Here is a 26,651-nt window from a genome sequence, read left to right on the forward strand (position 1 = left end):
GGGGTGCCGGGAGGTGCGGGGTGCCCGGGTAGGCCTGTCCGGGCTTCAAGGAACGAACACTTACGGGCGAGAGAGCGCTCTCTTGCGTGTGGGGATGGTGGCGCTGACACGAACGCGGCGTCAAGGGCATGTGCATGGCGGGAGTGGGAGAGGGAGAGTCTGGTCCCGTTATGTCAGCGTTCGGGAGCCGGTGGCGGCGAAATCAAGGCACGCAACGGGCGTGAGCCGCGGCCTGGTTGCGTTCAGGAGGTGACGGCAGCCCGTACCGGAGCGGGTTGTACGGGTGTGAGCCGTACGGGAGCGGGCCCGCCCGCCGACATCGCCCCGCTACGCCGTCTCCCGTACCACCAGATCCGGCCGGAAGATCACCGACGACGGAGCACCGTTGGCCCCCTCGATCTGCCGCAGTACGATCCGCGCCATCTCGGACGCCATCTCCTCCACCGGCTGACGGACCGTCGTCAGCGCCGGATCGCACGCCGTGGCCGCCTCGCTGTCGTCGAAACCGACCACCGCCACGTCCTGCGGGAGCCGCCGTCCCGCGCGCAGGAGCACCGGCACGGCGCCCAGCGCCATCAGATCCGAGGCGACGAACACGCCGTCCAGATCAGGACACCGCTCCAGCAGCCGCCGCATCGCCGCGGCGCCGCCCGCGCGCGTGAAATCCCCCTCGGCCCAGGGGGCGTCGCCGATACCGGTGCTCTTCAGCGCTCTGCGGAACCCTTCGAGGCGTGTCTGCGCCGCGGGCATGTCCTGCGGTCCGGCCACCGTGCCGATCCGGCGGCGCCCCTGGGAAGCCAGGTGATCCACGGCCAGCTGGACCCCGGTCCGCTGGTCGACCTCCACGTAGGGCAGTGGGACCGTACGGCCCGGCCGCCCGGCCAGCACGGCGGGGAGGCCGGTCCCGGCCAGCATCCGGGGCAGCGGGTCGTCGGGGTGCGAGGACACCAGCACCACGCCGTCCACGTGGCCTTGGCGCAGGTACGTCAGGACCTGCCCGCAGGACGCCGCGTCGTCCGCGAGCATCAGCACGGTCTGCACCCGGGCGGGACGCAGCACCTCCATCAGCCCGCTGACCACCCGCCCGAAGTGCGGGTCGGTGAACATCCGGCCGATGAAGGGAGTACGGACGACGGGGCTCCGCTCGCGCTCGGAGACCACCAGGGCGATGGAGTCGGTACGCCGGGTCACCAGGGAGCGGGCGGCGTGGTTGGGCACGTAGTGGGTGGCCGAGACGGCCTCCCGCACCTTGTGGCGCAGCACCGGGTCGACGGAGGAGGACCCGTTGACGACCCGGGAGACCGTCGCACGCGACACCCCGGCGGCCCGGGCGACGTCCTCCAGAGTGGCCGGTCGCGTGGACTTCGGTGTTTCACGAGTCATACGGCCTTTTATAGCGGTCAGTTGGGACGCTTAGACAGGCAGAGGTTCACCGCCGGGAGCGGGGAGGCGGGCGACGGCTCGCGCCGCGCCGGTCCGGTGCTCCGGGCGGAGTCCGTTCCGCCCGGAGCACGTCCGGTACCTGGCGGTTCCCGGGAGACCTGGTGGTACCTGGTCGTCAGCCCTTCGCCGCCACCGCGGCCAGCCGCTCGACGCCGGCGGCGAACTCGTCCGGCTCGAAGGACTGGAACGGCAGCCGGAGGAAGACCCTGCCCTCCGGCGGCGCCGCGTCGCCCGGGTAGAAGCCCGAACCCCGGGTCAGCTTCAGGCTGTCGGCCGTCGCGGCCTTCAGGAACGTCGCCTCGTCCGTGGCGACGGGCAGGTGTACGCCCACGTAGTAGCCGCCGTGCGGTACGGCGATGAGCGCGTCCTCGCCCAGCAGCTCGCGCACGGCCTTGACCGCGCCGTCGTGCCGGGGGCCGAGCAGCTCGCGGACGCGCGCCACGTTCTCCTGGGCGAGCCCGGCCTCCAGGGCCTTCGCGGCGACGGCCTGGAGCAGCGGGGCGGGCGAGAGGTAGGTCCCCTCGGCGAGCGCGGCCAGGGCGCCGAGCGTGGCGGGCTCGCCGATGACGTACCCCACGCGCAGCCCCGGGCTGAGGATCTTGCTCAGCGACCCCATGGTGATGACCCGTCCGGCGGGCGCCAGCTCGAAGAACCCGGCGGGTGCCTCGCCGCCGTACCGCAGCTCCCGGTAGGGGATGTCCTCCAGGATGAGGAAGTCGTGGGTCTCGGCGAGCTGCACGAGGCGGCGGCGCTTGTCCTCGCTCATGGTGACGCCGCTCGGGTTCTGGAAGTCCGGGATGACGTAGACGAGCGCGGGGACGCGGGTCGCCAGCCGGGCTTCGAGGGCGTCCAGGTCGAGGCCGTCGTGCCGCAGGGTGACGCCGGAGACCTGCCCACCGTGCCGCTCGAAGATCTGCACCGCGCGGTCGTAGGTGGGGGCCTCCACGTACACGTCCTTGCGGTCGCCCGCCAGGAGGTGGGCGGCGAGCAGGTCGAGCGCCTGGAGCGAACCGTTGGTGACGAAAATCCGGTCGGCGCCGACCGAGTGGAAGGCCGCGATCTGCTCCCGCAGCGCCGCGTCACCGGTGTGGTTGCCGATCGGCGCGTACTGGAACACCCGGTCCTCGCTGTCCCGCAGGACGGCGGCGGTGTGCTCGGCGATCTGTCGCGAGGGGATCGCTTCCTGCGGGGGGATGCCGCGCGAGAAGTGGAACATGGTGGGTCTCCGTTCTCGGTTCTCGGAAAATCGTCGTACGGGTACGGCGGTGATACGGGTACGGCGGTGATGGGGGTGGGGCGTTGTCACGGGGACGGTGACGGCGTCGCCACGGGCAGGGCCCGGTGACGAGGGGGATCAGGCGCGCGATGTCCGGCCACCGGGCACAGCCGTCGGTCCCAGGTCTCTCAGGCCGCTCCGGCTCCGGCTCCGGCCCTGGCCACGAAGTGCGGTCCCAGCTCGTCGACATCGGCCGCGCCCAGCTGGCGAAGGGTGTCCTCGATCTCCCGGCGCAGGAGCCGCAGCACCGCCTCGACCCCCTCGCGCCCGGCGATCCCCAGGCCCCACAGGTACGGGCGCCCGAGGCAGACCGCGTCGGCGCCGAGGGCGAGGGCCTTGACGACGTGGACGCCGGAGCGTATGCCGCCGTCGACCAGGACGGCGCACCGGCCGTCGACCTCGGCCGCGACCTCGCTCAGAGCGACCACACTGGGCACCGCCCCGTCCAGCTGCCGCCCGCCGTGGTTGGACACGATGACGCCGTCGGCGCCGCTGTCCAGGCAGCGACGGGCGTCGTCGGCCCGCAGCACGCCCTTCACCAGGAGGGGGAGCCGGGTGCGCTCACGAATCCACAGCAGGTCCTCCCAGCTCAGGGCCAGCCGGTCGATGCGGGCGCCGGCCGGTACCTCGCCCTCCAGGATGCCGAGGGCACGCAGTGTCCCGAAGTCCACGTGATCGGGGGTGGCGAACCCGGCGCGCCGGGCGTGCACCCGCAGCGCGGCGTGACTGGCGTCGACCGTGACCACCAGGGCCGAGGCGCCGGCGGTCTCGGCCATGTCGATCGTCGCGGCGATGTCGTCGCGCGACCGGTAGGCGTACAGCTGGAACCAGCTGGCCCCGCCGGACGCCTTGGCGATCTCCGGGTAGGGCACGTGGCTGTCGGTGCTGACGATGGGCACGACCCCGGCCGCCTCGGCGGCGAGGGAGGTGGCGATCTCCGCGTCCTCGTGCAGCAGCCGCTGCGGGCTCGTCGGCGCGAGCAGGACGGGCAGCGCCATGCGGTGCCCGAGGACGGTCACCTCGGTACGGGGCTCGGTCGCCGTGGACGCGAGGACCCGTGGCCGGAGCCAGATGTCGTCGAAAGCGGCGATGTTGGCACGCACGGTGCGGTCGGTTCCGGCGCCGCCGGCGACATACGCCCGGCAGCCCTGGTCGAGCACCGCATCGCTGGCGGCCTCGAAATCCGGCAGGGTCAGGTATTCGTCGAGGTTCCGTACGGTTGCCATGGCGGGCCTCCGGTCACTCGGGGTAGGTGTCGGTGAGTTCTCTCGTCGTTCCCATCAAGTGCTGGACGTGCATTCGTGCTAGTGCTCGTACGTGCTTGAGCGCGTGCCTGCCTGCGCGTATACGTGCTTGCGCGCAAACGTTTCTTCAGGCGAACTGGTCGAACGCCATCTTCGTCACCATGCCGACCACCACGAGCACCAGCACGGTACGGACGAATCCGGAGCCCTTCTTCAAGGCCATCCGCGAACCGATCAGCGCGCCGGTCACATTGCCCACGGCCATGCCGAGCCCCAGCGCCCAGAGCACATTCCCCTGGAGCGCGAAGACCAGCAGGGCGCCGAGGTTGGACGAGGCGTTGATGACCTTCGACATCGCCGCGCTCTCCAGGAACTGCGTCGCCAGGAGCGTGGTGAAGGAGATGATGAGGAAGGTGCCCACGCCGGGCCCGAACAGCCCGTCGTAGAAACCGACCACACAGCCGCCGAGGAGTACGGCGACGACGCGCCGCCGCCGGGTCACCTCGCGGGACAGCGTCTGGGTGCCGAAGCTCGGCTTCAGCGCCACGAACAGGGCGACCGAGATCAGCAGGACCATGATGACCGGGCGGAAGTACGACGTGGGCACGGTGGCCGCGGACAGGGCGCCCAGCGCGCCGGCCGGTACCGCGCAGGCGGCGGCCGGCACGAGGATCTTCCGGTCCAGGGTCGTGCGCCGCGCGTACATGGCGGCGGCGGTCGCCGTGCCCGTGATGGCGGCGATCTTGTTGGTGCCCAGTGCCGTGGCCGGCGGCAGGTGCGGAAAGCTGAGCAGCAGAACGGGGATGAGGAGCACCCCGCCCCCGCCGACCACGGCATCCACCCACCCGGCGGCCACCGCGGCGGTGAGCAGCCCTACGACATCTATGAAATCCACGGTATTCCGGTCCTCGGTACAAGGGCGCGCAGTCCGGGGCGGCTGCGCGGGCAGGGCGGGTCCAGGAGCGGACGGCCGCGCGGGGCGGTCACGCTCGGCGGGGCGCCGCGATCACGCGCGGCAGCGGCCTCAGAGCACGCCCTGGATGTCCTCCATCGTCGGGATGACGCGCTGACGGGGCATCATGTGCTGCGTCCAGCCGAGGATGGAGCGTACGGAGTAGAACCGGCGCAGCCAGCGGTCCCGGCCGTCGTACCGCGGGACGAACGGGCTGCGGCCGTGCGCCGCGACGTGGTTGTCGACCACGACCAGGTCGCCGGGCTCCAGTACGACGTTGTGGCAGACGGCCTCCAGGGCCTCGGCCAGCGCCTTGAGGGCCACGGTCGCCTCGGCGCCGGCGGCGTGCGTGGTGTGCGAGTTGAAGCGCATGAACGGCCGGTCGTCCGGCCCGAAGACGGCGGGGTGCGGCCCGGAGCGGGGCACCGGGCCGGTCCTGCCCCGGGTGAAGGAGGTCGGGTAGGAGCTGTAGAACTGCGGGGTGCGCAGGATCGCCAGCTGTTCGTCGGTCAGGTGCCGGACCGCTTCGCGCACCGAGGCGACGCGGGTGGCCGCGACGCCTTCGTGGTCCTGGCGCAGGCACAGCAGGCCCAGGTAGTCGGGGCGCAGCGGGTGGTGGACGTTCTCGGTGTGGAAGTCGAAGGCCACCGATCCGCTGTTCTCGATGCGCTTCTCCTCACCGGGCACGGCGTGCACGTCGTGGATGAGCGCCCCGTCCTTCTCGTCCTGGTAGCCGACGAGCGAGCCGAGCAGGTCCGCCACGAGCGTGAGGGTGCCGTCGGTGGGGTGGCCGCGCAGGGCGCCGGAGTGGTGGACGGTGGGGGTGTCGGGAAGCTCCCCGAGGGTGACTCCGCGCAGCAGGAAGAACCCCGAGTCGCCACTGCCCTCGGCGAATTCGAGCAGCGCGGTGCGTACGGATTTCGGCAGGTCGAGAAGTAGACCGGAAAGTGCCAGCGCAGACGCTTCCGAGGCGTGGGCGGCGAGCTGGGAGAGCTGCCAGAGCTTGCGTGTTTCGGCCTCGGACAGGCGGTGGATCTGCTGTTCGGCGAGTGCGGGGGTCACCGTGTCTCCTCGTTCTTGATTGCTGCGTTCGAGTTGCGTCTTCAGGCCGCTCGGGCGCGCGGACCTGGCCGGCAAACATCAGAAAACATGCGCACGTGCAAATGGTGAACGGGTGGCATACCGCCCACTATGAGCTGAAAGGAGGGAATGGGCCGGAATTTGCCCGTAACAGTAGAGACAGCGATTCTGGGGTGTCAACGAAAGTTTCCGGTCATCCATGGATGGTGTTGCGCCGATGTCGGCCGCCATCGATTGCCCGTGTAAGGCATAGATAAAGGAGTTACGTCGCATTTGTTCGCCGTGGAGGTTGTAGAGGACCTGTGAGGGTCCTGTGATGGGTGGCGGAACTGCGCCGAGAGTGCCGGACAGGTCGTTACGCGTGTCCGTCTCACTCAGTGGACACCGTCAATTCGGCCGAGTTCCGGTCCCTGGTTCGAGCCATCGTGAGCCCATAGCTTTCGGTCATGGCGTGCATAACCAGCCACACAGGATGACCAAAACTTTACTCTTGGCGGCCGGGGGCATGTGCCCGAGGAACGCCCGTACCTTTCCGACGGCCTTTCCGGAGTCCCGAATTCCCCGTCGTGAATCCCCTCGGCGGGCTGGCCGGGGCCCGCGCCCAAGGCGGCGTTATGTTCGGCGCGAGGGGTCGCCCGGCCTCCTCGCCGCCCCCACCGGCCCGACGCCGGAGAGCCGACCGTGAGCGACATCTTCCAGCTGACCACCCAGCACACCGACGGCGATCTCGCCCTGGCCGCGCTGGCCGGCGACATCGACCTGACCAGCGCCCCCGCCCTGCGCGCCGAGGCGCTGAACCTCATCGGGCGAGGCCACCGCCACCTGGTCCTCGACCTGGAGGAGGTCGCCTTCTGCGACTCCTCGGGCTTCAACGCCCTGGTCGGCATCTGGCGTTGCGCCAAGGCGGCCGACGGCACCCTCAGCCTGGCCGCCGCCTCCGGCCGGCTCACCCGGCTGCTGAACATCACCGGCCTCGACACCCTGCTGCCGGCCTACCCCACCACGGCCGAAGCCCTCGCCGCCCATCACCGCGACGGCAAAGCGGCCACTTCGTAACCCGCGCGTCCCCGGCCCGCGTCCCGACCCCGAAGCCCCGCTGAACGCCTCCTCGATTTCCTGCGTGACCTTCACCGGATGCGGTCGTTCGGCAGACCGGTGCGGTGTACCACGGCGCGATGGCAAGGAGGCGGGGGAGTATGACTCGAACGCGTGGCGCATGCGTCAGGATGTGTACCGCTGTTGTGGCGGGGGCGGTGCTGCTGACGGGAGGGCCGGCTCTCGCCGCGCCACCACCGCGTGACCAAGTCCGGCGCCTTTCCTGCGACGGGCCGGCTGTCGGGTGCGTACAGGAAGCGCGCCGGACGTTGACCCGGGTACGCGACACGTTGGGCTGCGATCACCGTGCGCCCTTTCCCGTCATCTACGTCCATCTCGAACGCTCTCTGGAAGCCGCCGCCGCGAAACCGGGTTCCTTCGACGAGCCGGACTGGCTGGCCGGCGACCTCAACAGCGGGTTCGTCAACCTGTATCTGGACGCCTATCACGCGGACCAGAAAGGCAGAGCCGTCCCGCAGGCGTGGAAGACGGCCTTCGAGGCGGCGCGGGCGGGCGATGCGAACGCGGGCCAGGACGTCCTGCTCGGCGCCAACGCCCATATCCAGCGGGACATGCCGTACGTGCTGGCCTCCCTCGGACTCACCCGCCCCGGCGGCACTTCACGCAAAGCCGACTACAACCGTTTCCAGGCGGTTCTGGACCGCGCCTACGCGCCCGCCGTACAGGAGATCGCCCGCCGCTACGATCCCGTCCTGGGCCTGGCCGACGCGCGCTGGAACCCCATCGCCGGTTACACCGCCGGCCGGCTCTTCCGTATGTGGCGGGAACAGGCGTGGACGCACGCACAACAACTCGTCGACGCCACCACCCCCGCCGCCCGCGCCGGAGCCGTACGGCGGATCGAGACGAACGCGGCCCGATGGGCGGCCCTGCTGAACACCGTGCACGTACCCGGATACCGCGCGATGCGCGACACGTACTGCCGGACACATCACGGCAGCGCCAGCGGGAGCGGGAGTGGCAGGGCGTGGGGGCGGCGATAGACTCCGGGCCGGGAAAGGACTGAGTGCAGGGGGAGTTCCACCGTGTCCACCTTCGTCGTGTTCGACCTCGAATTCACCTCATGGCCGGGAGCGCTGGAGCACGACTGGTCAAAGCCGGGACAGCTTCGGGAGATCGTGCAGATCGGGGCTCTGCGCCTGGCCGACGATCATTCGGTGGTCGAGGAGTACGAAACGCTGGTCCGGCCGGTCGCCAACCCCCGGCTGTCGGCGTACTTCACCGATCTCACCGGCATCGACCAGGAGTCGGTCGACCGGAAAGGGCTGCCGCCGGCCGAAGCGCTCGGTGACTTTTTGGGGTTCTGCCGGGGGCAGTCCGTACTCTCCTACGGCAACGACATGGTCGTCCTCGGGGAGAACGTGGGATGGGCGCGCCTTCGCGGCGAACAGGTCGAAAGCGGCTTTCTCGACGCCCGTTTCTCCAACGTGCGCCCCTGGCTGAACACCGTCGCGCCGGTGACGGCGCCGGTCAACGTCGGCCGCCTGTGGGAAGTGCTCGGCCTGCCCAGGCCCGCCGCCGGAAATGAGCACTCGGCGCTGTTCGACTGCTATTCCTTCGCCGCGGCCCTTTCCTGGCTGCGCGACGCCGGGACCGCATTGCCGGAGGGATTCCGGTAGCCGCCTCGGCGGTTCACCGGACGGACGGCCGGGGACGCGTCAACAGAGGAGACCACGGGACCAGTCCTCGTCGGGGCCGAAGAGACTGCGGGGCATGAGCACGTCGCCCGGCGCGGACAGCACCTCGCCGGGCATCAGGGTGCCCGGCGGCACGGGGGCCACCTCGCAGTCCACGCCCAGGTGCGTACGTACCGCGCGGGCCAGTTCCGCGCAGGCGGCCCCGGCGTGCGCGCTGTCCACCTCCACTTCGGTGGCGATCCGGTCCGCCCCGGCCCGCGCCCGCCAGAACAGCACGCCGTACGCGGCGGGCAGCCGGAACACCAGCTCTTCGAGCTGGACCTGGGAGACGCGCCGCCCGGCGACCGCGAAGGCCTGCTTGGCGCGGCCCGCGAGCCGGATGACGGGGAGCCGGCTGCCGCAGGCGCAGGGCTCGTGGCTCAGGTGGACGTGGTCCTCCAGGTTGTACCGGAGCAGCGGCATGGCCTCGCGGTACAGCGGGGTGATGACGAGATCGCCGGTGCCGTCCGGGGTGATCTCCCCGGTGGCGGGGTCCAGGACCTCGGGTACGACGCGGTCGGCGTAGAAGTGACGGCGGCCCGAGCGGCAGGCGGAGGCGAGCGGCCCGACCTCGGTGGCGCCGTAGTCCTCGATCACGGACACGTCCCACAGTTCGCCCAGCCGTCTGCGGCGTGCCTCGCTCAGCGGCTCGCCGCAGACCAGGAGCGCGCGCAGGCGCGGGAAGTCGGTGCGGGGGTCCAGCCCCGCGGCGCGGGCCGCGGCGGCCCAGATGAGCGGCTCGGTGGGGTTGGACCAGGTGAGGGTGACGTCCAGGTCGCGCAGCAGCCGGACGACGCGCGCGTAGGGGGTGGCGAAGCTGCGGCTGTCGGCGGGGATCACCGTCGCGCCCTTCGCCCGCGCGCCGTAGTGGCCGATGTGCCCGGCCAGGACCATGGCGTACGGGACGCGCACCAGCAGGGTGTCGGCGGCGCCGATGCCGACCGGCATACGGTTGAAGCGCTCACCGATGTCCACCCAGTCGTCCTCGGTACAGAACGAGGATGTCGCCGGTCCCGAATCCGCCCCGGACTCGTGGTACGTGGCGATGCGCCGTCTCGGCACCGCCAGCATGCCGAAGGGGTAGGCGGCACGCAGGTCCGCCTTCGTCGTCACCGGCACGTCGGCGAGGCCGGCGGGCATCGTCCCGCCGCGCTCCAGACGGAACCTGTCGCGGTAGAAGGGGGCGTTCGCGGCCCGGCGCAGGACCGTACCGACGCGTTCCCGCTGGAGCGCGTGCAGTTCCTCGAAGCCGCTCCGCGGCCGGGGTGTGGTCGGTCGCGTCCGTGACATGGCGCTGTCCGCCTCTCCGGCCGGATGAATCCCCCGAATTCCAGGCCCGGGACGGTGGTGCGGTCGGCCGGCCCGGCTCCGGCCAGGGGCGACGGCCCGGTCGATTCCTCGTGGCACGGGGCAGTGTGAGGATCGCAGATCACAAGAAACCTACGACGCGTTCCGCGGTAATCCAAGGTTCCGTTTTCACGGTTGGACAGCGGAGCGAATCGGCCGGCGGCACCATCCACCCGCCCCGTGGCGTTCGTTCGGCTCGTCCGGCCCGCTGGTCGTGCCCGGTCCGTTCAGCCCGCGAGGGCCCGCAGGTTTCCCCCGGCGGCGCGGCCGTTCCGTCCGGCGGCCGTCTTCTCGTCCGGGCCCGGGGTCCCGGTGAGGGCCGCCGCCTCGGCGAAGCAGCGGCGGGCCTCGGCGTCGCGGCCGAGGGCCTGGAGCGCCTTGCCGCAGGTGTCGAGGAGCAGCGCCCGCCGCTCGTCCGACTGTTCGTCCGGGGCCAGCGTCAGGCCGTGCCGGCAGTGGGCCACCGCCTCGTCGGGACGGCCGACGAGGAGGCAGTGGGCCGCCAGGTGGTAGAGGGAGAGCGACTCGGTGTGCGGGTGGTCGAGGGCGTGCGCCATCCGTGCGGCCAGTTCCCGCCGGGTTCCGGCACCGGTCAGGTCGCCGACGTGCTCCAGCGCGGCCGCCCAGTTGATCAGCGCGATGACCTGGCCGCGCGGGTCCCCGGCCCGTACGGCCAGGTCCGGTGCGCGGCGCAGGTGTTCCAGCGCCGCGGTGTGCTGCCCGTTCTCGGTGAGGACCCAGCCGAGCAGCGAGCACAGGCGCGACTCGGCGTCCGGGTCGTCCAGCGCGGTGGCGGCGGCCAGGGCGCGTTCGAGCGTCGGCTCCCAGCCGTCGTGCACCTGCCGTACGACGACCGGCCACAGCTGTACGGCGATGCGCCAGGCCAGCCCCGGGTGCCCGGCGTCGGCCGCGGTGGCCACCGCGGCGGTCAGGTTGGCGCGCTCGGTGACGTACCAGGTCATCGCGTCGGCACGGTTGGCGAAGACCGGCGGCGCGGCGGGCGGGGGCACGTCCGGGGGCAGCGAGGAGCAGGGCTGGCTGCCGGGTTCGGCCGCCGCCGCGGCGGCCTGGGCGGCGGCCAGGTAGTACACCAGCAGCCGGTGCAGCCCCGCCGTGTCGGCGCGCTCGGCGAGGGAACGGGCGTACAGCCTGGTCAGGTCGTGCATCAGATACCGGTCGCCGGTCCACTCCTCGACGAGGTGGGCGGCGGCCAGCTCGTCCAGGGCGGTACGGGCCGCGGCCGGCGGCAGGCCGCTGAGCGCGGCGGCGGCACCGGCGTCGAGGTCCGACCCGACATGCAGCGCCAGCTGGCGGAAGAGCAGCGCACCGGCCGGCGGGAGTTGCTGCACGCTCAGGCGCAGTGTCGCCTCGACGCCGAGGTCCTCGCCGGACAGCAGGGAGAGCCGCCGGTGTTCGTCGACCAGGTCGTCGGCCATGGCGCGGAGGGCGAGCCGGGGCCGTGCGGCGAGCCGGGCGGCGGCCAGCCGCAGCGCCAGCGGCAGGCCGTCGCAGAGGGCGGCGAGTTCGGCCGCGGCGGCGGGCTCGGCGGCCACCCGGACGTCGCCGATGACGGTACGCAGGACCCGTACGCCGTCCGCGGGCGCCAGCCGTTCCAGCGGCAGCAGCCGGGCGCAGTCGGTGGCCACCAGCCCCTCCAGCCGGTTGCGGCTGGTGACCAGGACGGTGCAGCCGGGGGTACCGGGCAGCAGGGGGCGGACCTGCGCCGAGTCGCGGGCGTTGTCCAGCAGGACGAGGACGCGGCGGGTGGCCAGCAGAGAGCGGTAGAGCTGTTCCGCGGCGCGCGCGTCGGCGGGCAGGCGCTCCTCGGGGACGCCGAGCGCCTGCAGGAAGTCGTGCAGGACACCGGCCGGCTGGGGTCCGGTGCCGTCGGGTTCCGTGGCGTGCAGGTCGGCGTAGAGGACGCCGTCGGGGAAGTCACCGGCGTGCGCGTACGCCCAGTGGACCGCCAGTGAGGTCTTGCCGACCCCGGCCGGGCCGGTGACCACGCTCAAGGGCGGGTTGCCCGACCGTGCGGTCTCGGTGAGCCGTGCCAGGTGGTCCGTGCGGCCCACGAAGCCGGCCGGGGCGCGCGGGAGGAGGCAGGGCGGCGGGGGAGTGTCCGGGGTGACGGGAAGCGTGGGGGCGGCGGGCTGTTGCGCGATGGCCTCGGGCTGCGGCGATGCCGGGGCCGGCTGGTCGCCAGCCGGCCGGGAACGCAGGATGGCGAGGTAGGCGTCGGACAGCGCGCTCCCGGGATCGACGCCCAGCTCCCGGGCGAGCAGGCGCTGCGTGCGGTGGTAGAGGTCGATGGCGTCGGCCTGACGGTCGGCGTCGTGCAGGGCGCGGACGGCGACCGCTACCAACGACTCGCGCAGCGGGTGCTGTTCGACGGCGGGCCGCAGCTGGGCGAGGGCTTCCGCGCCTCGGCCGCACGCGTGCAGGGCGGTGGCGAAGTGCTCCAGCGCGGCGAGCCGTTCCTCCGTGAGGCGCTCGGCCGCCGCGGCCATCAGCGGTGTGTCGCCGGTGCCTCCGAGCACCTGGCCCCGCCACAGGCCGACGGCCTCCCGCAGCAGCGCGAGCGACGCCTCGCCGGGGGAGCCGGCCGTCGCCCGGCGCACCAGGTCGCGGAAGCGCCACACGTCCGCCGACTCCGGCGCGGCGTGCAGGGCGTAGCCGCCGCTCCCGGTGACGACCTGGGCCGCGGGCTCGGCGTGCAGCAGCCCGCGCAGGGCGGAGACGTGGCCGTAGACGATGGTCCGGGCATGCTTCGGCGGCCGGGTGTCCCACAGCGCTTCGATGATGCGGTCGGCGGCCACGGGTGCGCCTTCGGCCAGCACCAGCAGCGCCAGCACCGCCCGGCGTTTGGGCGGCCCGATGGGCAGCTGGACGTCCCCCGAGGAGGCCGACACCGGCCCGAGCAGCCGGAATTCCATCAGTGTCGTCTCCCCCTGGCCACGTCGTTACGGCGGAAATCTTACGAGGTCATAGGGCCATGCTCACGTCAGAAGGGGAAAATGCGGCCGGAACTGAACCATGAGAGGCGGCCGGGCCGTATAACGGAAGGAATCAGGGTGAAGTGGTTATGTGGTGCCGAACCGTACGCCGGTCCCGCGGCGGCCGGTTCCACAAGGCCGTCGCGATCCCCACGAAGGAACGCACGAGCGGACCCGGATCGGCGGTCCGCCAGGCGATGACGAGATGGCTGGGCGGCATGTCCACCAACGGGACCGCGGCCAGCCCCTCGGGCAGGGGGTGGGTCAGCGGCGTCAGCCCCACCGCCCCGTCCCACAGGACGGCCTGAAGGCACTCCTGGGCCGTGCGCACGACCGGGCCGTCCCGGCGTGCGGCGTGCGGCGGACGGCTCCAGAAGGCCGCCCACACGGGGTCGGTGCCGTCCGGGAAGCGGAACCACCGGCGGTCGGCGAGGTCGTCGAGGCGCAGGCCGCCGCGGCCGGCGAGCGGGTCGTCGGCCCGCAGGACCACGCCGACCGGGTCCGGGCGCAGCACGCGGGTGGTCAGGCCGGTGTCCGTGAACGGCGCGCGGGTCAGCGCGACATCGACCAGCCCCGCGCGCAGCCCGGTGGTCGGGTCGGTCAGGTCGGCCTCGCGGATGCGGACGCGTACGTGCGGGTGGCGGGCCCGGTACGCGGCGGCGAGCCGGGTCCCGGCCTGCTCGGCGCTGTCGGCCAGGCTGCCGACCGTCAGGGTGGCCGAACCCGCCGCGGCGGCCACCCGGACGCGCGCCTGGTCGGCCTGTGCCAGGAGCGTACGGGCCTCGTCGTGCAGCGCGGCTCCGGCCGCGGTCAGGGAGACGCCGGTGGGGGAGCGGAGCAGCAGGGCGCAGCCGAGGTCGGTCTCCAGCTGACGGATGGCGCGGCTCAGCGGAGGCTGCGTCATCCGGAGCCGGGCGGCGGCCCTGCCGAAGTGGAGTTCCTCGGCGACGGCGACGAAATAGCGCAGCAGGCGTAGCTCCATCCAGCAACGATACCGGCGCGGTATCGGGGATACGGGATCGGTGTTGGACGCCACGGTGCCCCGGGCGGTGGACTCGACGCCGTACCGCATCCGCCGTCGCAACGGATCTGCCGTCCTACCGGATCTGCCGCTGTGGCGAGCCCGCGCGGACGGCCGAAGAAACGTCCCGGCGGATCGCGATGTCCCCATGCATGCCGAATGCCGAGGAGCAGAGATGGCCGAGATGGCCGGGCAGGCGTTGCCCGAGCAGCCGTTGCCGGAGCCCGTCGTACGCGTCGAAGGAGCCAGGGAGCTTGCCCCTGACGTGATCGTCATCCCCGACGAGGGTGTGCGGCTGGTGCCGAACATCGGGATCATCGGCGGCCGGGACGCGGTCCTGGTCGTCGACACCGGCATGGGTACGCGAAACGCGGAGGCGGTGCTGGAGTTCGCGGCCGACCACGCCCGCGGACGCAGGCTGTACCTGACGTCGACGCACTTCCACCCCGAGCACGCCTTCGGGGCGCAGGCCTTCGCCGGCGCGGCGACGTACCTGGTCAACCGGGCCCAGGCCGAGGACCTGCGGGACAGGGGGCCCGGCTACCTGGAGATGTTCCGGCGGCTCGGCGCGCCGGTCGCACGCCGGCTGGAGGGCGTCGTCCTGGCCCGGCCCGACCTCGTCTACGACCGGACCCACGACCTGGACCTGGGCGGCCGCGTCGTGCGGCTGCGGGCCACCGGCCGCGCGCACAGCAGGGGCGACCAGGTGGTCTCCGTGCCGGACGCGGACGTCCTGTTCACCGGGGACCTCGTGGAGGCCGGGCAGTTCGCCATCTTCCCCTGGTTCCCGCCCCACGACACGGACGTCTCGGGCACCCGCTGGCTCGCCGTCATGCGGCGGCTGGCGGAGCGGAGCCCGCGGACCGTGGTGCCCGGCCACGGCGCGGTCGGCGGCCCGCAACTGCTCGCCGACGTCCGCGACTACCTCGAACTGCTCCGGCACGAGACGTGGCTACGCCGCGATTCGGCGGTCGGCGAGCAGACCATCGTCGAGGAGGTCACGGCGCTGATGCTCCGACGGCACCCGGAGTGGGCGGGCCGGGAGTGGATCGAGAAGGGCGTCGGCTGCCTGTGCGCCGAGCACGCCCAGCACGGTGGACACGGGCCCGCCGGGCACTGACCTCGTACGTCACCGGAGCCGCACGCCGCTGCCCCCGTACGTACGCCTCCGGAGCCGTACCCACCGAAGTCTCCGACTTGCCAGGGTCGGTGGCATCCACCCCGCCGCGCCCCTCGGCCCCGCCGCACACCGCTTCGCTCCGGCACTCGCCCGTACGGCCCGGCCACGCGGAGCCCGTCGACCACCCCGTACGCGCGACCTCGCGCGGAAACAGCTCTCCCCGGCGCCGGGGAGAGCGCCGCTGACGGGACATGACATCCTGTGATCTCGCTACGCGCGCCGGGCGGCCGGCGGATTACAAGGAAGATCGATGAGGCTCTGCTTCCTGGTGGAGGAACATTACCGTCACGACGGGATGCCGAACGAGGTGATCCGTCAACTGACAGCTTGGGGACACCAGGTGGACGTGCTGCGGCCGGGCGGCTCCCTGCTGTGCATGACCGAGGCGGTACGGGCGGGGTCGCACGACGCCTGGGTGCTCAAGACGGTCTCCGGCGGCCCGGGGCTCACCCTGCTCGAAGCGGCGGCCTCGGCCGGGATGACCACGGTCAACGACGCCCGGTCGATACGCCGTGTACGGGACAAGGCGCTCGCCGCGGCGATCGGCCGCGGCCGGGGACTCCCCATGCCGCCCACGTACGCCGCGGCGCGTCCCGAACTGCTGGCGGAGCTGCCGGCGTCGGAATACCCGCTGGTGGTCAAGCCCGCCGACGGCAGCTCGGGGAGGGCCGTGCACCTGGTGGCGTCGCCGGAGCAGCTCATCGCGATGGCGCCCGAACTGGCCCGGGAGGGCCTGCTCATCGCCCAGCCGTACGTGCCCAATTCGGGCATCGACGTCAAGGTGTACTGCGTCGGCGGCGAGCTGTACGCCACCGAACGCTGCTCCCCGCTGCATCCGGAGCGCTCGGTACGGGAACGCCGGGTGCCGCTCTCCGCCGAGGTGGCCGCGATCGCGGGCCAGGTCGGGGCGGTCTACGGGCTCGACCTGTACGGCGTGGACGTCCTGCTGGGCCCCGAGGGACCGGTGGTCGTCGACGTGAACGACTTCCCCAGCTTCCGGCAGGTCCCGGACGCCGTGGCACGGGTGGCACGGGCCGTACTCGGGCTGGCGCGCGCGGGACAGTCGCCTGCCCCGGGCGCACCGTCCGCCGTGGCCGCGCCGGGCCCACGCGCACCGCAGATCCCGGTGCAGGTCTCCGCGTCGGCGGGGGAGACCGCATGAGGATCGGCCTGATCACGGCCGACCCCGACCACCCGTTGCTGGCCGCGACCGCCGCCCTCCTCACCCCCGGGCACCACGTGGAGACGCTGGCCCCCGAAGCGGCGCCCGGCATTCCCGACCCGTGTGCCGACGTCTACCTGCTGAAAGCCCGTACGCCCCGGGCCCTCGCCCTCGCCCGCGGCCTGGAGCGCCGCGGCGCCGCGGTGATCAACTCGGCCGCGGCCACCACGCTGTGCCAGGACCGTACGGTGATGGCGGAACGCGCCCGGCAGGCCGGCCTCCCGTTCGCGGGCACCCGTACCTTCGACACGCTCGCGCACCTGGCCGACGGACCGGGGCTGTCCGGCCCCGTGGTGGTCAAGAGCCGGCACAGCCGCAAGCGGGACCTGGTGGCCCGCCTCGACGACGACGCACAGCTGCGGAAACTGGCCGCCACCCACCCGCAGGAGCCCGTCGTGCTCCAGGAGTTCGCCCCGAACAGCGGCTGGGACCACAAACTCTGGGCGGTCGGCGACCGGCTCTTCGCCGCCCTGCGCCGCTCCGAACTCTCGGCCGCAGGGCGGGGTCCCGACCTGCCGCTGGCCTTCGGCGACCTGCCGCCCGGCTGGCCGGCCCTGGTGCGCCGGGTCGGCGAGGTCTTCGCACTGGACGTCTACGGCGTGGACGTCATCGACGCGGGCGACGGTACACCGCTCATCGTGGACATCAACGCCTTCCCGGGCATCCGGGGGCAGTCCGGCGCCCCGGAGGCCCTGGCGGAACTGACGCTGCGCCGGGCGGGCGGAGCGTCGCACGCGTAGCGGGCCCGTACCGGGTGGGCGTGAACCATATGGCAACCCTGGTGTCATGATGGTGGGGTGAGTGAGGACAACGGCAGTCAGGCACCCGGCGATCCGGGCGACCGGTTCGTGGAGATCTTCGACCTGGTGGGGCCGCTGTACCGGCGCGCGCAGCGCAAGGTGGAGCAGGACGCGCCCCTCGAAGGGCTGTCGGTGGGGGTGCGGGCGGTGCTCAACATGCTCCGCGAGGACGGGCCCCTGACCGTGCCCCAGATGGGCCGGGCGCAGGCGCTGAGCCGGCAGTTCGTGCAGCGGATGACCAACGACGCGGCCGGGCTCGGCCTGGTCGAGTTCCTGCCCAACCCGGCACACAAGAAGTCCTCGCTCATCGCGCTCACCGAGGACGGCCGGGCCGCCATCAACGCCGTGATCGACCGCGAACGCACCACGCTGCGCGAGGCGGGCGCCGACCTCACGGACACCGACATCACCGCCTGTATCAGGGTGCTCTCCTGTCTGCTGCACTCCCTCGACGACATCGATGTGAACTGACGCGGGGGCGACGCGAACCGGCACGAACGCGACGGGAACTGACACGGGGGCGACGCGAGCCGACGTGCGCGTGAGGGGAACCGGCGCGGGCGGATCTCCGAGCCCGGACCCGCCAAGAATGACACCCTGGTTGTCATCTTTCGTCATCCATGACACCTTGGTTGTCATGGATGATCTGTTCTGGCTCGACACCGGCAACGGCCGCCCTCTCGTCCTGCTGCACGGCGGCTTTCTCGATCACCGCATGTGGGACCGTCAGGTCCCGTTCCTCTCCTCGCGATACCGCGTCATCGCCCCCGACGCCCGTGGTCACGGCCGGTCCGCCAACGCCGTCGAACCGTTCAGGGCCGTCGACGACCTGGCCGCGCTGCTGCGCCGACTCGGCACCGGTCCCGTGATCCTGATGGGGGTCTCCATGGGGGCGGGGGTCGCCGTCGACACCGCGCTGGAGTATCCGGAGCTGGTCGACGGCGTGGTCGTCAGTGGCGCGGGCACCAGTGAGCCGTACTTCTCCGACCCCTGGACCACCCGGACCACGGCTGCCTGGCAGACGGCGGGGGCGGCGGGCGACCTCGACGCGTGCGTGGAGGCGTTCACCCTCTTCGCCGCGGGGCCGCACCGTGACATCGGCGAGGTCGATCCCGGAGTCGCGGCACACCTCCGCGACATGACCAGGGGCACGTTGTCCAAGCACCGCGGCGACGAGCCCAACCTGCTCGTCCCGGTCACCGGCACGTGGGCGCGGATCGCCGCGATCGAGGTCCCCGTGCTCGCCGTCCACGGGGGCGTCGACTCTCCCGACCACATCGGCATGGCCGAACGCCTGGTCCGTACCGTACGGAACGGACGCGCGACCACCGTCGACGGGACCGCCCACTACCCCAACTTGGAACGCCCGGAGGAGTACAACCGGATCGTCGAACGCTTCCTGAAGGAGATCTGACTCCCCTCCCGAAGCCGTTCGCGCACCGGTCGAGCCGTGACGAACTTGTTCGTGACGAACATGTTCGTTACGGTTGTGGTGTGACGCCCCGGACCCCCGCTTCCCGCAGCCGCCGCGAGCGGCCCGCCAAGCCCGCCCTCACCTACGAAGGCATCGTGGCCACGGCCGTCGCCCTGATGCGTTCCGAAGGGCTGCGGCGGGTGACGATGCGCCGCCTCGCCCAGGAGCTGGACACCGGCCCCGCCTCGCTGTACGTGTACGTGGCCAACACCGCCGAGCTGCACGCCGCGATCCTTGAGGAACTCCTCGGCGAGGTCGACCTCGGCCCGGTCCGCGCGCCCGGTGACTGGCGCGAACGGCTGGTGGCCCTCCTCGGCTCCTGCACGCTCACCCTTTTCCGGCACCCCGGCCTGGCGCACTCCGCGCTGGTGGCCCGCCCCAGCGGACCGAACTACCTCGCGCTCGTCGAGTCGATCCTCGCCCTGCTGCACGAGGGCGGGGTCCCCGACGCGCAGGCCGCATGGGGCGTGGACGTCCTCCTCCAGGTGGCCACCGCCACCGCCGCCGAGCAGTCCGGTCGCGACGCCGCCGCCGACGACGACCACGAGTCACTCGTGAACGCGCTGCGGCAGGTCTGCGACCGTACGCATCCCCGGATCGCCGCTCTCGGCGACGATCTTTACTCCGGAACCCCCGAACAGCGGTTGGCCTGGATCTTCCGCCTGGTCATCAATGGCACGGAGGCCACCCCCCGACACGGCTGAGCCCCAGTGCGTACGTCGGCACACCCATCACCCCGCCAGCGAATCGAGGTACCACCATGACCACCGGCACCACCCCGCACCATGACATCGCCATCGTCGGCGGCGGCCTGGGCGGCCTCACCCTCGCCCGCGTCCTGCACGTACACGGCATCGACGCGGCCGTCTACGAACGGGAGGCCGACCGGCACACCCGCACCCAGGGCGGAATGCTCGACATCCACGAGGACTCCGGCCAGGCGGCCCTGCGCGAAGCGGGCCTGTACGACCGGTTCCGTACGCTCATCCACCCGGGCGGCGAAGCCCTGCGCGTCGTCGACCCGCAGGGCACCGTACGTCTGGAGGAAGCGGACGAGGGGGACGGCACCCGGCCCGAGGTGGACCGCGGGCAGCTGCGCGACCTGCTGCTGGACTCCCTGCCCGAAGACACCGTCCGCTGGGGCGGCAAGGTCACCGGCGCACGGCCGCTGGACGGCGGGCGCCACGAGGTGACCCTCGCCGACGGCACCGCCTTCACCACCGACCTGCTCGTCGGCGGAGACGGCGCCTGGTCCAGAATCCGGCCGCTGGTCTCACCGGCCACCCCGGCCTACACCGGCATCTCCTTCGTCGAGACCGACCTGCTGGACGCCGGCACCCGCCACCCGGACAGCGCCGCTCTCATCGGCGGCGGCTTCTTCTTCTGCCTCGGCGACGAGAAGGGCATCCTCGCCCACAGCGAGAGCGACGGCAGCCTGCACGTCTACACCGCGCTCAAGACCGCCCCGGACTGGATCGACACCATCGACTTCACCGGCGCGGGCACCGACCTCGCCAAGAAGGCCGTACTCGCGCATTTCGAGGGCTGGCACCCGGGCCTGCGGGCGCTGATCGCCGACGCCGACGGCGCACTGGTCCCGCGCCGTATCCACGCCCTGCCCGTCGGCCACCGCTGGGACCGCGTCCCCGGCGTCACGCTGCTCGGCGACGCCGCCCACCTGATGTCCCCGTTCGCCGGTGAGGGCGCCAACCTCGCCATGCTCGACGGCGCCGAACTCGGCCGGGCGCTCGCCGCGCACCCCGGCGACACCGAAGCCGCCCTCACCGTCTACGAACAGGCACTCTTCCCCCGTGGCGAGGCGGCTGCCGCGGAGTCCGCCGACAGCCTGGACCGGATGTTCGGCGACGATGCCCTGCGGCGCCTGCTCGACATGTTCGCCGCGCACCGGCAAGACGGTGCCTGAACGGGGCGTGCGCCTCAGACACCGCGGTCCGCGAAGGCACCGTCGGCGGTGAAGACCCGCTCGGCGAACCGCTCACCGATCCGGCGGTGGCCCGCGGCGTCCGGGTGCACCTGGTCGGGCAGCGGCAGCTCGGCGTGGTCCGCCTCGCCGTAGAGCTCCCGGCCGTCGAGATAGTGCAGATTCGGGTCCTCGGCGGCCCGCTGCGCCACGATCCGGGCCAGCTCGTCCCGGATGACGTTCAGGGTCAGCTTCCCGCTCGCCCGCTCCGCCGGATCACCCATGGCCCGGAACGTCAGCTGCCCGGAGCCGGAGCCGAGGCCGGAGAAGTCCGGGGCGAGGGGCCCCGGCGTGTCCTCGTGAATCGGGCACAGGGTGGGGGAGACGACCAGCAGCGGCGCATCGGGGTGGCCGTCGCGGATCGTGTCGAGGAAGCCGTGGACGGCGGGGGTGAAGGCACGCAGCCGCATCAGGTCGGCGTTCACCACATTGATGCCGATCTTGAAGCTGACCAGGTCGGCAGGGGTGTCCCGCAGGGTACGGGCGGTGAACGGGTCGAGCAGGGCGCCGCCGCCCAGGCCCAGGTTGATCAGCTCCACGCCGCCCAGGGAAGCGGCGAGGGCGGGCCACGTCGAGGTGGGACCGGCGGCGTCGGAACCCTGGCTGAGCGAACTGCCGTGGTGCAGCCACACCCTTCGGCCCCGGTCCGGCGCGGGCTCGACGGGAGCGTCGGTGCGCAGGCCGACGAGTTCGGTGGTCTCGTTGTGCGGCAGCCAGATCTCGACGTCCTTCGGCTCGCCGGACAGGCCGGTGAAGCGGAGGGTGCCGACCGGTCCCGGCCGGTGCTCGTGGGTCCCGGCGACCATGTCGATGGTCAGCGTGTTGCCGCCCGTCACGCTCGCCCGACCGGCCGGACGGCCGTCGACGAGCAGCTCGTACACGCCGTCCGGGCGGGGCGGGACACCCACGTAGACCCGCTTGGTGGGCCGGGTGGCCAGCTCGACGGCGGTGGCCCGGGTGCGAAAGACCAGCCGTACGCCGGAGGGCTGTGACTCGGCCATGGCCAGCTGCCCGTCGGTGTTCTGGGCACGGGCCCAGGCGGGCAGCCGGTGCGGCAGCACACCGTGCTCGGTGTGCTCAAGGTCAATGGCGCCGCGGAGGAGATCCGCGGTGATGGGCGTGCTGATCCAGCTGTCGTTCATGTGGATGACCTCAACCAGTTGATCAAATACTCGGACGTCTGATGCTGCGGGTGCGGGTGCGGGTGCGGTTACGGATGGGATTGCGGCTACGCCTGCTGCTGCGGCTGAGCCTCGGGCCAGTTCCGCAACAGGGCGTCGAGGGCGTCCAGGACCCGGGACCACGTCTCGTCCGAGCCGGGGGCGCTGTGGCTGAACCCGCCGGCCAGCTCCAGGCTGACGTAGCCGTGGAAGACGCTCCCCAGCAGCCGGACCGCATGGGTCTGGTCCGGCTCCGTCAGGTCGTAGCCGCGCAGGATCGCCCGCGTCATCTGGGAGTGCCTGCCGCCGGCGCTGGCGGCGGCGTCCTCCGGGGTGAGCCGGAACTGGCCCGCGGCGTACCGGCCGGGGTGCTCCCGCGCGTAGTCGCGGTAGACGTTGGCCAAAGCGGCCAGAGCATCCTTGCCGGCCCGCCCGGCCAGCGCGGCGGCACCCCGGTCGGCGAGTTCCTCCAGGGCGAGCAGGGCGATCCGGGTCTTGAGGTCGTGCGAGTTCTTCACATGCGAGTACAGACTCGCGACCTTGACATCGAACCGCCTCGCCAGCGCCGAGACGGTCACCCCCTCGAAGCCGACCTCGTCGGCCAGCTCGGCGCCCGCCTGGGTGAGGCGGTCGGTGGTGAGCCCTACGCGTGGTGCCATGACGATCCTTTCAACTTCCGAATACCAGTGTGCATCTGCCTAAAGCGTTTAGGCAAGCTGTGCTGTCTTTTAGGTTCCGCGAGGCCGCACCGCGAGTGGATCTGCGGCGTAGCATCCGGAGGCATGGACGGGACAGCCGACGGGCACGGAGGGGCCGCCGGGCTCGCACCCTCGCCCACGACCGGCGTGCACCTCAGTGGGCGTACTGCCCTGGTGACCGGTGGTGGCAGCGGCATCGGCAAGGCGTGTGCCGTGGCGCTGGCGGCGGCGCGTGCCGAGGTGCACGTCGTCGACAAGGACGGCGACGCGGCCGAGGCGGTCGCCGGGGAGATCGGCGGCCGGGCCCACATCGTCGACCTGGCCGAGCCCGCCGCCATCGACACACTCCCTGTCGAAGTCGACATCCTCGTCAACAACGCCGGGTTCCAGCACGTCGCCCCGCTCACCGACTTCCCGCCGGAGCGCTTCGCGCTCATGCAGCAGGTGATGGTCACCGCCCCGTTCCTGCTGCTGCGCCGCACGCTGCCGCACATGTACGCGAACGGCTGGGGGCGTGTCATCAACATCTCCAGCGTCCACGGACTGCGCGCGAGTGCCTTCAAGTCCGCCTATGTCGCCGCGAAGCACGCACTGGAGGGGCTGAGCAAGGTCGCTGCTGTTGAGGGCGCGCAGTATGGCGTGACGAGCAACTGCGTCAACCCCGGTTACGTCCGCACGCCTCTGGTCGAGAAGCAGATCCGGGACCAGGCCGCCGCTCACGGGATCGACGCCGCGGACGTACTCGCCGACGTCCTGCTGGCCCGGTCGCCGATCAAGCGGCTGCTGGAACCCGAGGAGGTCGCCGCGGTCGCGCTGTGGCTGTGCGCGGAGCACACCTCCTACGTCAACGGCGCCTCCGTACCCGTGGACGGCGGCTGGTCGGCCGGCTGACCGCACGTACCGGTCCCGGCGCCGGCGGAACCTCCCCTTCGACGCCGCGATCCGTAAGCCCGCCCGCTAAGAAACGCACTCCGACTTCTGCGGAATTTCCCGCACCGCATTGCCGAGATCCACCAGGCTGTCACCGGCCGAAGGCAGGCCGCCCGCAACAGTCACTTCGACGGCGGGGTCCCGCCCGTAGGTGATGAGCGTCTTACTGCCGTCTTCCGCTGTGCCGTCCGTCAGCACCCAGTCCACGCCGCTTATCGTGAAGCAGGGGGCGGTGGTCGGCCTCGGGGGCGTCATTCCGCAGCGGAGAACGACAGTTGAATCTCCCCAGACGGCCACCCCGGGCGCTCCCGTGTCTTCGCGATTCTTCCCCATGAGCCGGGACGGATATCGCTTGGCGATGTCGGTGCAGGCCGGGTGGCCCGCATGGGGTGCGCTCCCGATGTCCGGTGTACGGGAAGTGGCGGCCGCAAGGATGATCACTCCGAGCGTGGCGAGGGCGCCGACCGCTGTTCCGGCGGTTATGAGCGCCTTTCTCGATGGTGAAGCCATTTCGCGCCACGCCCTTTTCGGTCGGTCTCCGTCATCTGCCGTGCTGTGCCGTGTTGTTCTGTTCTGTGCCGGGCGAAAATACCGTCGTATTCGGGGCGGGGGCGCCCCTGGATACGTACCGCAGCGTATGCCGGATTACGCCGTGAAAGCGGGCGGCCGGACGGGCTCGGGCAGGAGGCGGGCGAGTTTCCCGGCCATGTCCAGGACCGTGCGGTCGGCCAGGTACGGGCCGGTGATCTGGACGGCCAACGGCAGCCCCTCGGCGGTCTTTCCGGCCGGGACGACCACGGACGGCAGGCCCACCAGGCCGGTCAGGTTGAGCCAGCTCGTCTGGTCGAAGAACGGGCGCTTCTCACCGTCGACCGTGATGTACCGCTGCGGCGGCGGGGTGCCGGTCTGGTCGGGTACGGCCGCCGTCGGCGTGGCCGGGGTGATCAGGACGTCGTGCTCGGCGAAGTAGCCGGCCCACGCCCCGCGGAGTTGCTGGCGCGCCTCGTCGGCGACGCACCAGTCGCGGTGCCGCATCGTCCGGGAGCGGAGGAACAGGCCCGACGGGTCGTCCGCGGGAATCCCGTCCGCGGCCTCGATGTCCGCGGCGAACGCGCTGTCCGTGGCGGTGGCGGACCCCGTCGCGAACAACAGGCGCTGGAACAGCAGGTTGCTCGCGGCGAAGTCGACGGGCCGCGTGGACTCGTCGATGCTCGCGCCGGCGGTGCGCAGGAGCGTGGTGACCTGTTCGAGGACGGCGCGGATGTCGGCATCGACGCGGCAGTACGCGTCGTCGGCCCAGACGCCGACGCGGTACTGGTCGAGGGTGCTCATGGTGGGGGCCGGCAGGTCGATCCGCCAGCCGGCCCGGTCGGCGGGCGCGGGCGCGGCGAGTACGTCCAGGAGCAGGTCCAGGTCGTCGGCCGTACGGGCCATCGGGCCGAGCGTGACCATGTCGCTGCTGGTGGCCCAGCCGGGCAGGCGGGGGATGTGGCCGCGGGTGGGCACGACCGGACCGGCGCCGCGGGAGGTTCGCAGCGCGTAGACCCCGCAGTAGGCGGCCGGCAGGCGCAGGGAGCCCGCGAGGTCGGAGCCGACTTCGAGGCCGGTGAGGCCCGCGGCGACGGCGGCGGCCGCGCCACCGGAGGAGCCGCCCGCGGTCCTCGTGGCGTCGAAGGGGTTGTGCGTCGCGCCGAAGACGGGGTTCGACGTCTGGATGTCCTGGCACATGACCGGCACGTTCGTCTTGCCGATGAGGACGGCGCCGGCGGCCCGCAGCAGCGCCACGGCGTCGGCGTCCTGGCCGGGGACGTGGTCGGCGAGGTCGGGGGAGCCGCTGGTGGTCCGCATCCCCTTGGTTTCGAGAGCGTCCTTGACCGTCATCGGGAGGCCGTGCAGCGGCCCGAGGGGCTCGCCGGTCCCGATCAGGTGCTGGTCGGCCCGGTCGGCGGCGGCGCGCGCGGCGTCGGCGTCGAGGGTGACGACGGCGTTGAGGCCGGGGCCGGCCTCCGCGATGTGCTGGAGGTACTGCTCCAGAAGCTCGCGGCTGCTGATCTCGCCGCGGCGCAGTGCGGCGAGTTGGTCGCGGGCGGGTGCCAGGTGGAGCGTCTTGAGGTCGGTCTCGTGGGTGGGTTCGTGATCGGTGCCGTGGGTGGTCTCGTGGTCGGTGCCGGGGAGGGTGCGGTGGTGGTTCACGTGCGGGCTCCTGGTGTGGTGCCGGCGGAGGAGTGCCGGGGGCGTCGGCCGGGGCGGCGGGCGTCAGTCGGCCGGCCGTCAGGACGGCCGTCGGCCGGGGTCGGTCCCCAGCGTCGGGCGGGCGTCCAGCTTTTCCCGCAGCCGTCGCAGCACCGCGAGCGCGACGCGCATGTCCTCGGGCGGGATGTCCTCGGCCAGATGCTCCAGCCACTGCTGTTCCAGGGGCCCCAGATCCTCCAGGGCCTGTCGGCCGCCGGTGGTGAGTTCGACCAGGGGGCTGCGCTGGTCCTGCGGGTTGGGCCGGGTCGTCACGACGCCTTCGGCCCGCAGGCGTTCGACGGTCTGCTGGACCGCCTGTCGCCGCAGTCCTCGTTCGCGGGCCAGCCGGGCGACCGTCGACGGGCCGTCCAGCAGGAGTCCGGCCACCTGCCAGCGTGCCGAGGTGAGGCCCGCGTGGGCGGAGAGCCAGTCCCCCTCGCGCAGCAAGCGGCCGTTGACCGCGAAGACCTCGGCGGTCACCTCGATCAGGGCGTCCACGTCCGGGGGTGAGGAATCCATGGTCACAGCGTATGTGCTCGGTCGTGAGGTGATCGCGGCCCGGGTGGAACGACAAGAACTTGTCAAAAACCGGAGTGGTGATTACGCTCGGCGTCCGGCCGCGGCACCGCAACAGCGGGATGGGTGCAGGGGTCGTGGCCGGGAGTTGGGGGGATGGGGCCGGGTGCCGAGGTCGGGGCCGGAATCTTCGACCTACGGAGCCCGGCCTTTCCGGGGGACCCCGGACTCTCCGGGGGGCCGGGGACCCCGGAGAGCCCGGGGTCCCCGGAAGACCTGAAAGGCCCGCAAGTCCGCAGGTGCGGAAGCC

General features: G+C 72.2%; 24 protein-coding genes. 11 read left to right on the forward strand and 13 right to left on the reverse strand.

Annotated features, from left to right (window positions below; all coding sequences use genetic code 11):
• Positions 1 to 327: 327 nt before the first annotated feature.
• From ACFV57_RS14385 to ACFV57_RS14405, 5 genes are all read right to left on the reverse strand, one after another.
• The gene (locus ACFV57_RS14385) at positions 328 to 1,383 is read right to left on the reverse strand and encodes a LacI family DNA-binding transcriptional regulator (protein WP_385230476.1); all 1,056 of its coding nucleotides are present in this window, start codon (positions 1,381 to 1,383) and stop codon (positions 328 to 330) included.
• Between the two features lie 175 nt (positions 1,384 to 1,558).
• On the reverse strand, positions 1,559 to 2,659 hold the full coding sequence (locus tag ACFV57_RS14390) for a PLP-dependent aminotransferase family protein (RefSeq protein ID WP_385230479.1): 1,101 nt from the start codon (positions 2,657 to 2,659) through the stop codon (positions 1,559 to 1,561).
• A 188-nt stretch (positions 2,660 to 2,847) separates the two neighbouring features.
• Positions 2,848 to 3,945, reverse strand: coding sequence for an alpha-hydroxy acid oxidase (locus tag ACFV57_RS14395; RefSeq protein ID WP_385230482.1), 1,098 nt, complete (start codon positions 3,943 to 3,945; stop codon positions 2,848 to 2,850).
• A 145-nt stretch (positions 3,946 to 4,090) separates the two neighbouring features.
• Positions 4,091 to 4,858: a TSUP family transporter gene (locus tag ACFV57_RS14400; protein WP_385230484.1), complete on the reverse strand. Its 768-nt coding sequence runs from the start codon at positions 4,856 to 4,858 to the stop codon at positions 4,091 to 4,093.
• A gap of 129 nt (positions 4,859 to 4,987) precedes the next feature.
• Positions 4,988 to 5,977 (reverse strand): TauD/TfdA family dioxygenase, encoded by a 990-nt coding sequence (locus ACFV57_RS14405; RefSeq protein WP_385230487.1) that lies wholly within the window; start codon positions 5,975 to 5,977, stop codon positions 4,988 to 4,990.
• Between the two features lie 699 nt (positions 5,978 to 6,676).
• Between ACFV57_RS14405 and ACFV57_RS14410 the strand changes: the two genes are divergently transcribed.
• From ACFV57_RS14410 to ACFV57_RS14420, 3 genes are all read left to right on the forward strand, one after another.
• Positions 6,677 to 7,051 carry an STAS domain-containing protein gene (locus ACFV57_RS14410; RefSeq protein WP_385230490.1) on the forward strand — a complete coding sequence of 125 codons (375 nt, stop codon included), beginning with the start codon at positions 6,677 to 6,679 and terminating at the stop codon, positions 7,049 to 7,051.
• A 170-nt stretch (positions 7,052 to 7,221) separates the two neighbouring features.
• Positions 7,222 to 8,094, forward strand: coding sequence for a DUF5995 family protein (locus tag ACFV57_RS14415; RefSeq protein ID WP_385230492.1), 873 nt, complete (start codon positions 7,222 to 7,224; stop codon positions 8,092 to 8,094).
• Positions 8,095 to 8,136: 42 nt separating this feature from the next.
• Positions 8,137 to 8,730, forward strand: a complete 594-nt coding sequence (locus tag ACFV57_RS14420) for an exonuclease domain-containing protein (protein ID WP_385230495.1) — start codon at positions 8,137 to 8,139, stop codon at positions 8,728 to 8,730.
• 39 nt (positions 8,731 to 8,769) lie between these two features.
• Here the strand turns inward: ACFV57_RS14420 and ACFV57_RS14425 are convergent, their stop codons facing one another.
• The 3 genes from ACFV57_RS14425 to ACFV57_RS14435 form a co-directional block, all read right to left on the reverse strand.
• Complete coding sequence (locus tag ACFV57_RS14425; protein WP_385230498.1) at positions 8,770 to 10,077, reverse strand: phenylacetate--CoA ligase family protein; 1,308 nt, start codon at positions 10,075 to 10,077, stop codon at positions 8,770 to 8,772.
• A 284-nt stretch (positions 10,078 to 10,361) separates the two neighbouring features.
• Entirely contained in the window at positions 10,362 to 13,067 is a 2,706-nt protein-coding gene (locus ACFV57_RS14430) for a BTAD domain-containing putative transcriptional regulator (protein ID WP_385230501.1), read from the reverse strand.
• Between the two features lie 133 nt (positions 13,068 to 13,200).
• Complete coding sequence (locus ACFV57_RS14435; RefSeq protein ID WP_385230504.1) at positions 13,201 to 14,109, reverse strand: LysR substrate-binding domain-containing protein; 909 nt, start codon at positions 14,107 to 14,109, stop codon at positions 13,201 to 13,203.
• A 214-nt stretch (positions 14,110 to 14,323) separates the two neighbouring features.
• On the opposite strand from ACFV57_RS14435, the gene ACFV57_RS14440 reads away from it, so the two are divergent.
• From ACFV57_RS14440 to ACFV57_RS14470, 7 genes are all read left to right on the forward strand, one after another.
• A complete protein-coding gene (locus ACFV57_RS14440; protein WP_385230507.1) occupies positions 14,324 to 15,268 on the forward strand; it encodes an MBL fold metallo-hydrolase in 945 nt (314 codons plus the stop codon).
• A 310-nt stretch (positions 15,269 to 15,578) separates the two neighbouring features.
• Positions 15,579 to 16,490, forward strand: a complete 912-nt coding sequence (locus ACFV57_RS14445) for a RimK family alpha-L-glutamate ligase (RefSeq protein WP_385230510.1) — start codon at positions 15,579 to 15,581, stop codon at positions 16,488 to 16,490.
• Entirely contained in the window at positions 16,487 to 17,290 is an 804-nt protein-coding gene (locus ACFV57_RS14450) for a RimK family alpha-L-glutamate ligase (protein WP_385230513.1), read from the forward strand. The genes ACFV57_RS14445 and ACFV57_RS14450 overlap by 4 nt, the downstream gene beginning before the upstream one ends.
• A gap of 57 nt (positions 17,291 to 17,347) precedes the next feature.
• On the forward strand, positions 17,348 to 17,821 hold the full coding sequence (locus ACFV57_RS14455; protein WP_385230516.1) for a MarR family winged helix-turn-helix transcriptional regulator: 474 nt from the start codon (positions 17,348 to 17,350) through the stop codon (positions 17,819 to 17,821).
• Between the two features lie 166 nt (positions 17,822 to 17,987).
• Positions 17,988 to 18,764 (forward strand): alpha/beta fold hydrolase, encoded by a 777-nt coding sequence (locus ACFV57_RS14460; RefSeq protein ID WP_385230519.1) that lies wholly within the window; start codon positions 17,988 to 17,990, stop codon positions 18,762 to 18,764.
• Between the two features lie 80 nt (positions 18,765 to 18,844).
• Positions 18,845 to 19,528, forward strand: coding sequence for a TetR/AcrR family transcriptional regulator (locus ACFV57_RS14465; RefSeq protein ID WP_385230522.1), 684 nt, complete (start codon positions 18,845 to 18,847; stop codon positions 19,526 to 19,528).
• Positions 19,529 to 19,584: 56 nt separating this feature from the next.
• The gene (locus tag ACFV57_RS14470) at positions 19,585 to 20,748 is read left to right on the forward strand and encodes an FAD-dependent oxidoreductase (RefSeq protein WP_385230525.1); all 1,164 of its coding nucleotides are present in this window, start codon (positions 19,585 to 19,587) and stop codon (positions 20,746 to 20,748) included.
• A 14-nt stretch (positions 20,749 to 20,762) separates the two neighbouring features.
• Here ACFV57_RS14470 and ACFV57_RS14475 read toward each other — a convergent pair whose 3' ends face one another.
• Positions 20,763 to 21,947: a GDSL-type esterase/lipase family protein gene (locus tag ACFV57_RS14475; protein WP_385230528.1), complete on the reverse strand. Its 1,185-nt coding sequence runs from the start codon at positions 21,945 to 21,947 to the stop codon at positions 20,763 to 20,765.
• 86 nt (positions 21,948 to 22,033) lie between these two features.
• Positions 22,034 to 22,624, reverse strand: a complete 591-nt coding sequence (locus ACFV57_RS14480) for a TetR/AcrR family transcriptional regulator (protein ID WP_385230531.1) — start codon at positions 22,622 to 22,624, stop codon at positions 22,034 to 22,036.
• 186 nt (positions 22,625 to 22,810) lie between these two features.
• Between ACFV57_RS14480 and ACFV57_RS14485 the strand changes: the two genes are divergently transcribed.
• Positions 22,811 to 23,554 (forward strand): 3-hydroxybutyrate dehydrogenase, encoded by a 744-nt coding sequence (locus ACFV57_RS14485; RefSeq protein WP_385230828.1) that lies wholly within the window; start codon positions 22,811 to 22,813, stop codon positions 23,552 to 23,554.
• Between the two features lie 66 nt (positions 23,555 to 23,620).
• On the opposite strand, the gene ACFV57_RS14490 is transcribed toward ACFV57_RS14485, so the two are convergent.
• The 3 genes from ACFV57_RS14490 to ACFV57_RS14500 all read right to left on the reverse strand — a co-directional run bounded on the left by ACFV57_RS14490 (position 23,621) and on the right by ACFV57_RS14500 (position 26,344).
• Positions 23,621 to 24,103, reverse strand: coding sequence for a DUF3515 domain-containing protein (locus tag ACFV57_RS14490; protein WP_385230533.1), 483 nt, complete (start codon positions 24,101 to 24,103; stop codon positions 23,621 to 23,623).
• A 135-nt stretch (positions 24,104 to 24,238) separates the two neighbouring features.
• Complete coding sequence (locus ACFV57_RS14495) at positions 24,239 to 25,786, reverse strand: amidase (RefSeq protein WP_385230536.1); 1,548 nt, start codon at positions 25,784 to 25,786, stop codon at positions 24,239 to 24,241.
• A 78-nt stretch (positions 25,787 to 25,864) separates the two neighbouring features.
• Complete coding sequence (locus ACFV57_RS14500; RefSeq protein WP_385230539.1) at positions 25,865 to 26,344, reverse strand: MarR family winged helix-turn-helix transcriptional regulator; 480 nt, start codon at positions 26,342 to 26,344, stop codon at positions 25,865 to 25,867.
• Positions 26,345 to 26,651 lie beyond the last annotated feature (307 nt).

It is taken from the genome of Streptomyces sp. NPDC059788 (assembly GCF_042732265.1).
Classification (GTDB): Bacteria; Actinomycetota; Actinomycetes; order Streptomycetales; family Streptomycetaceae; genus Streptomyces.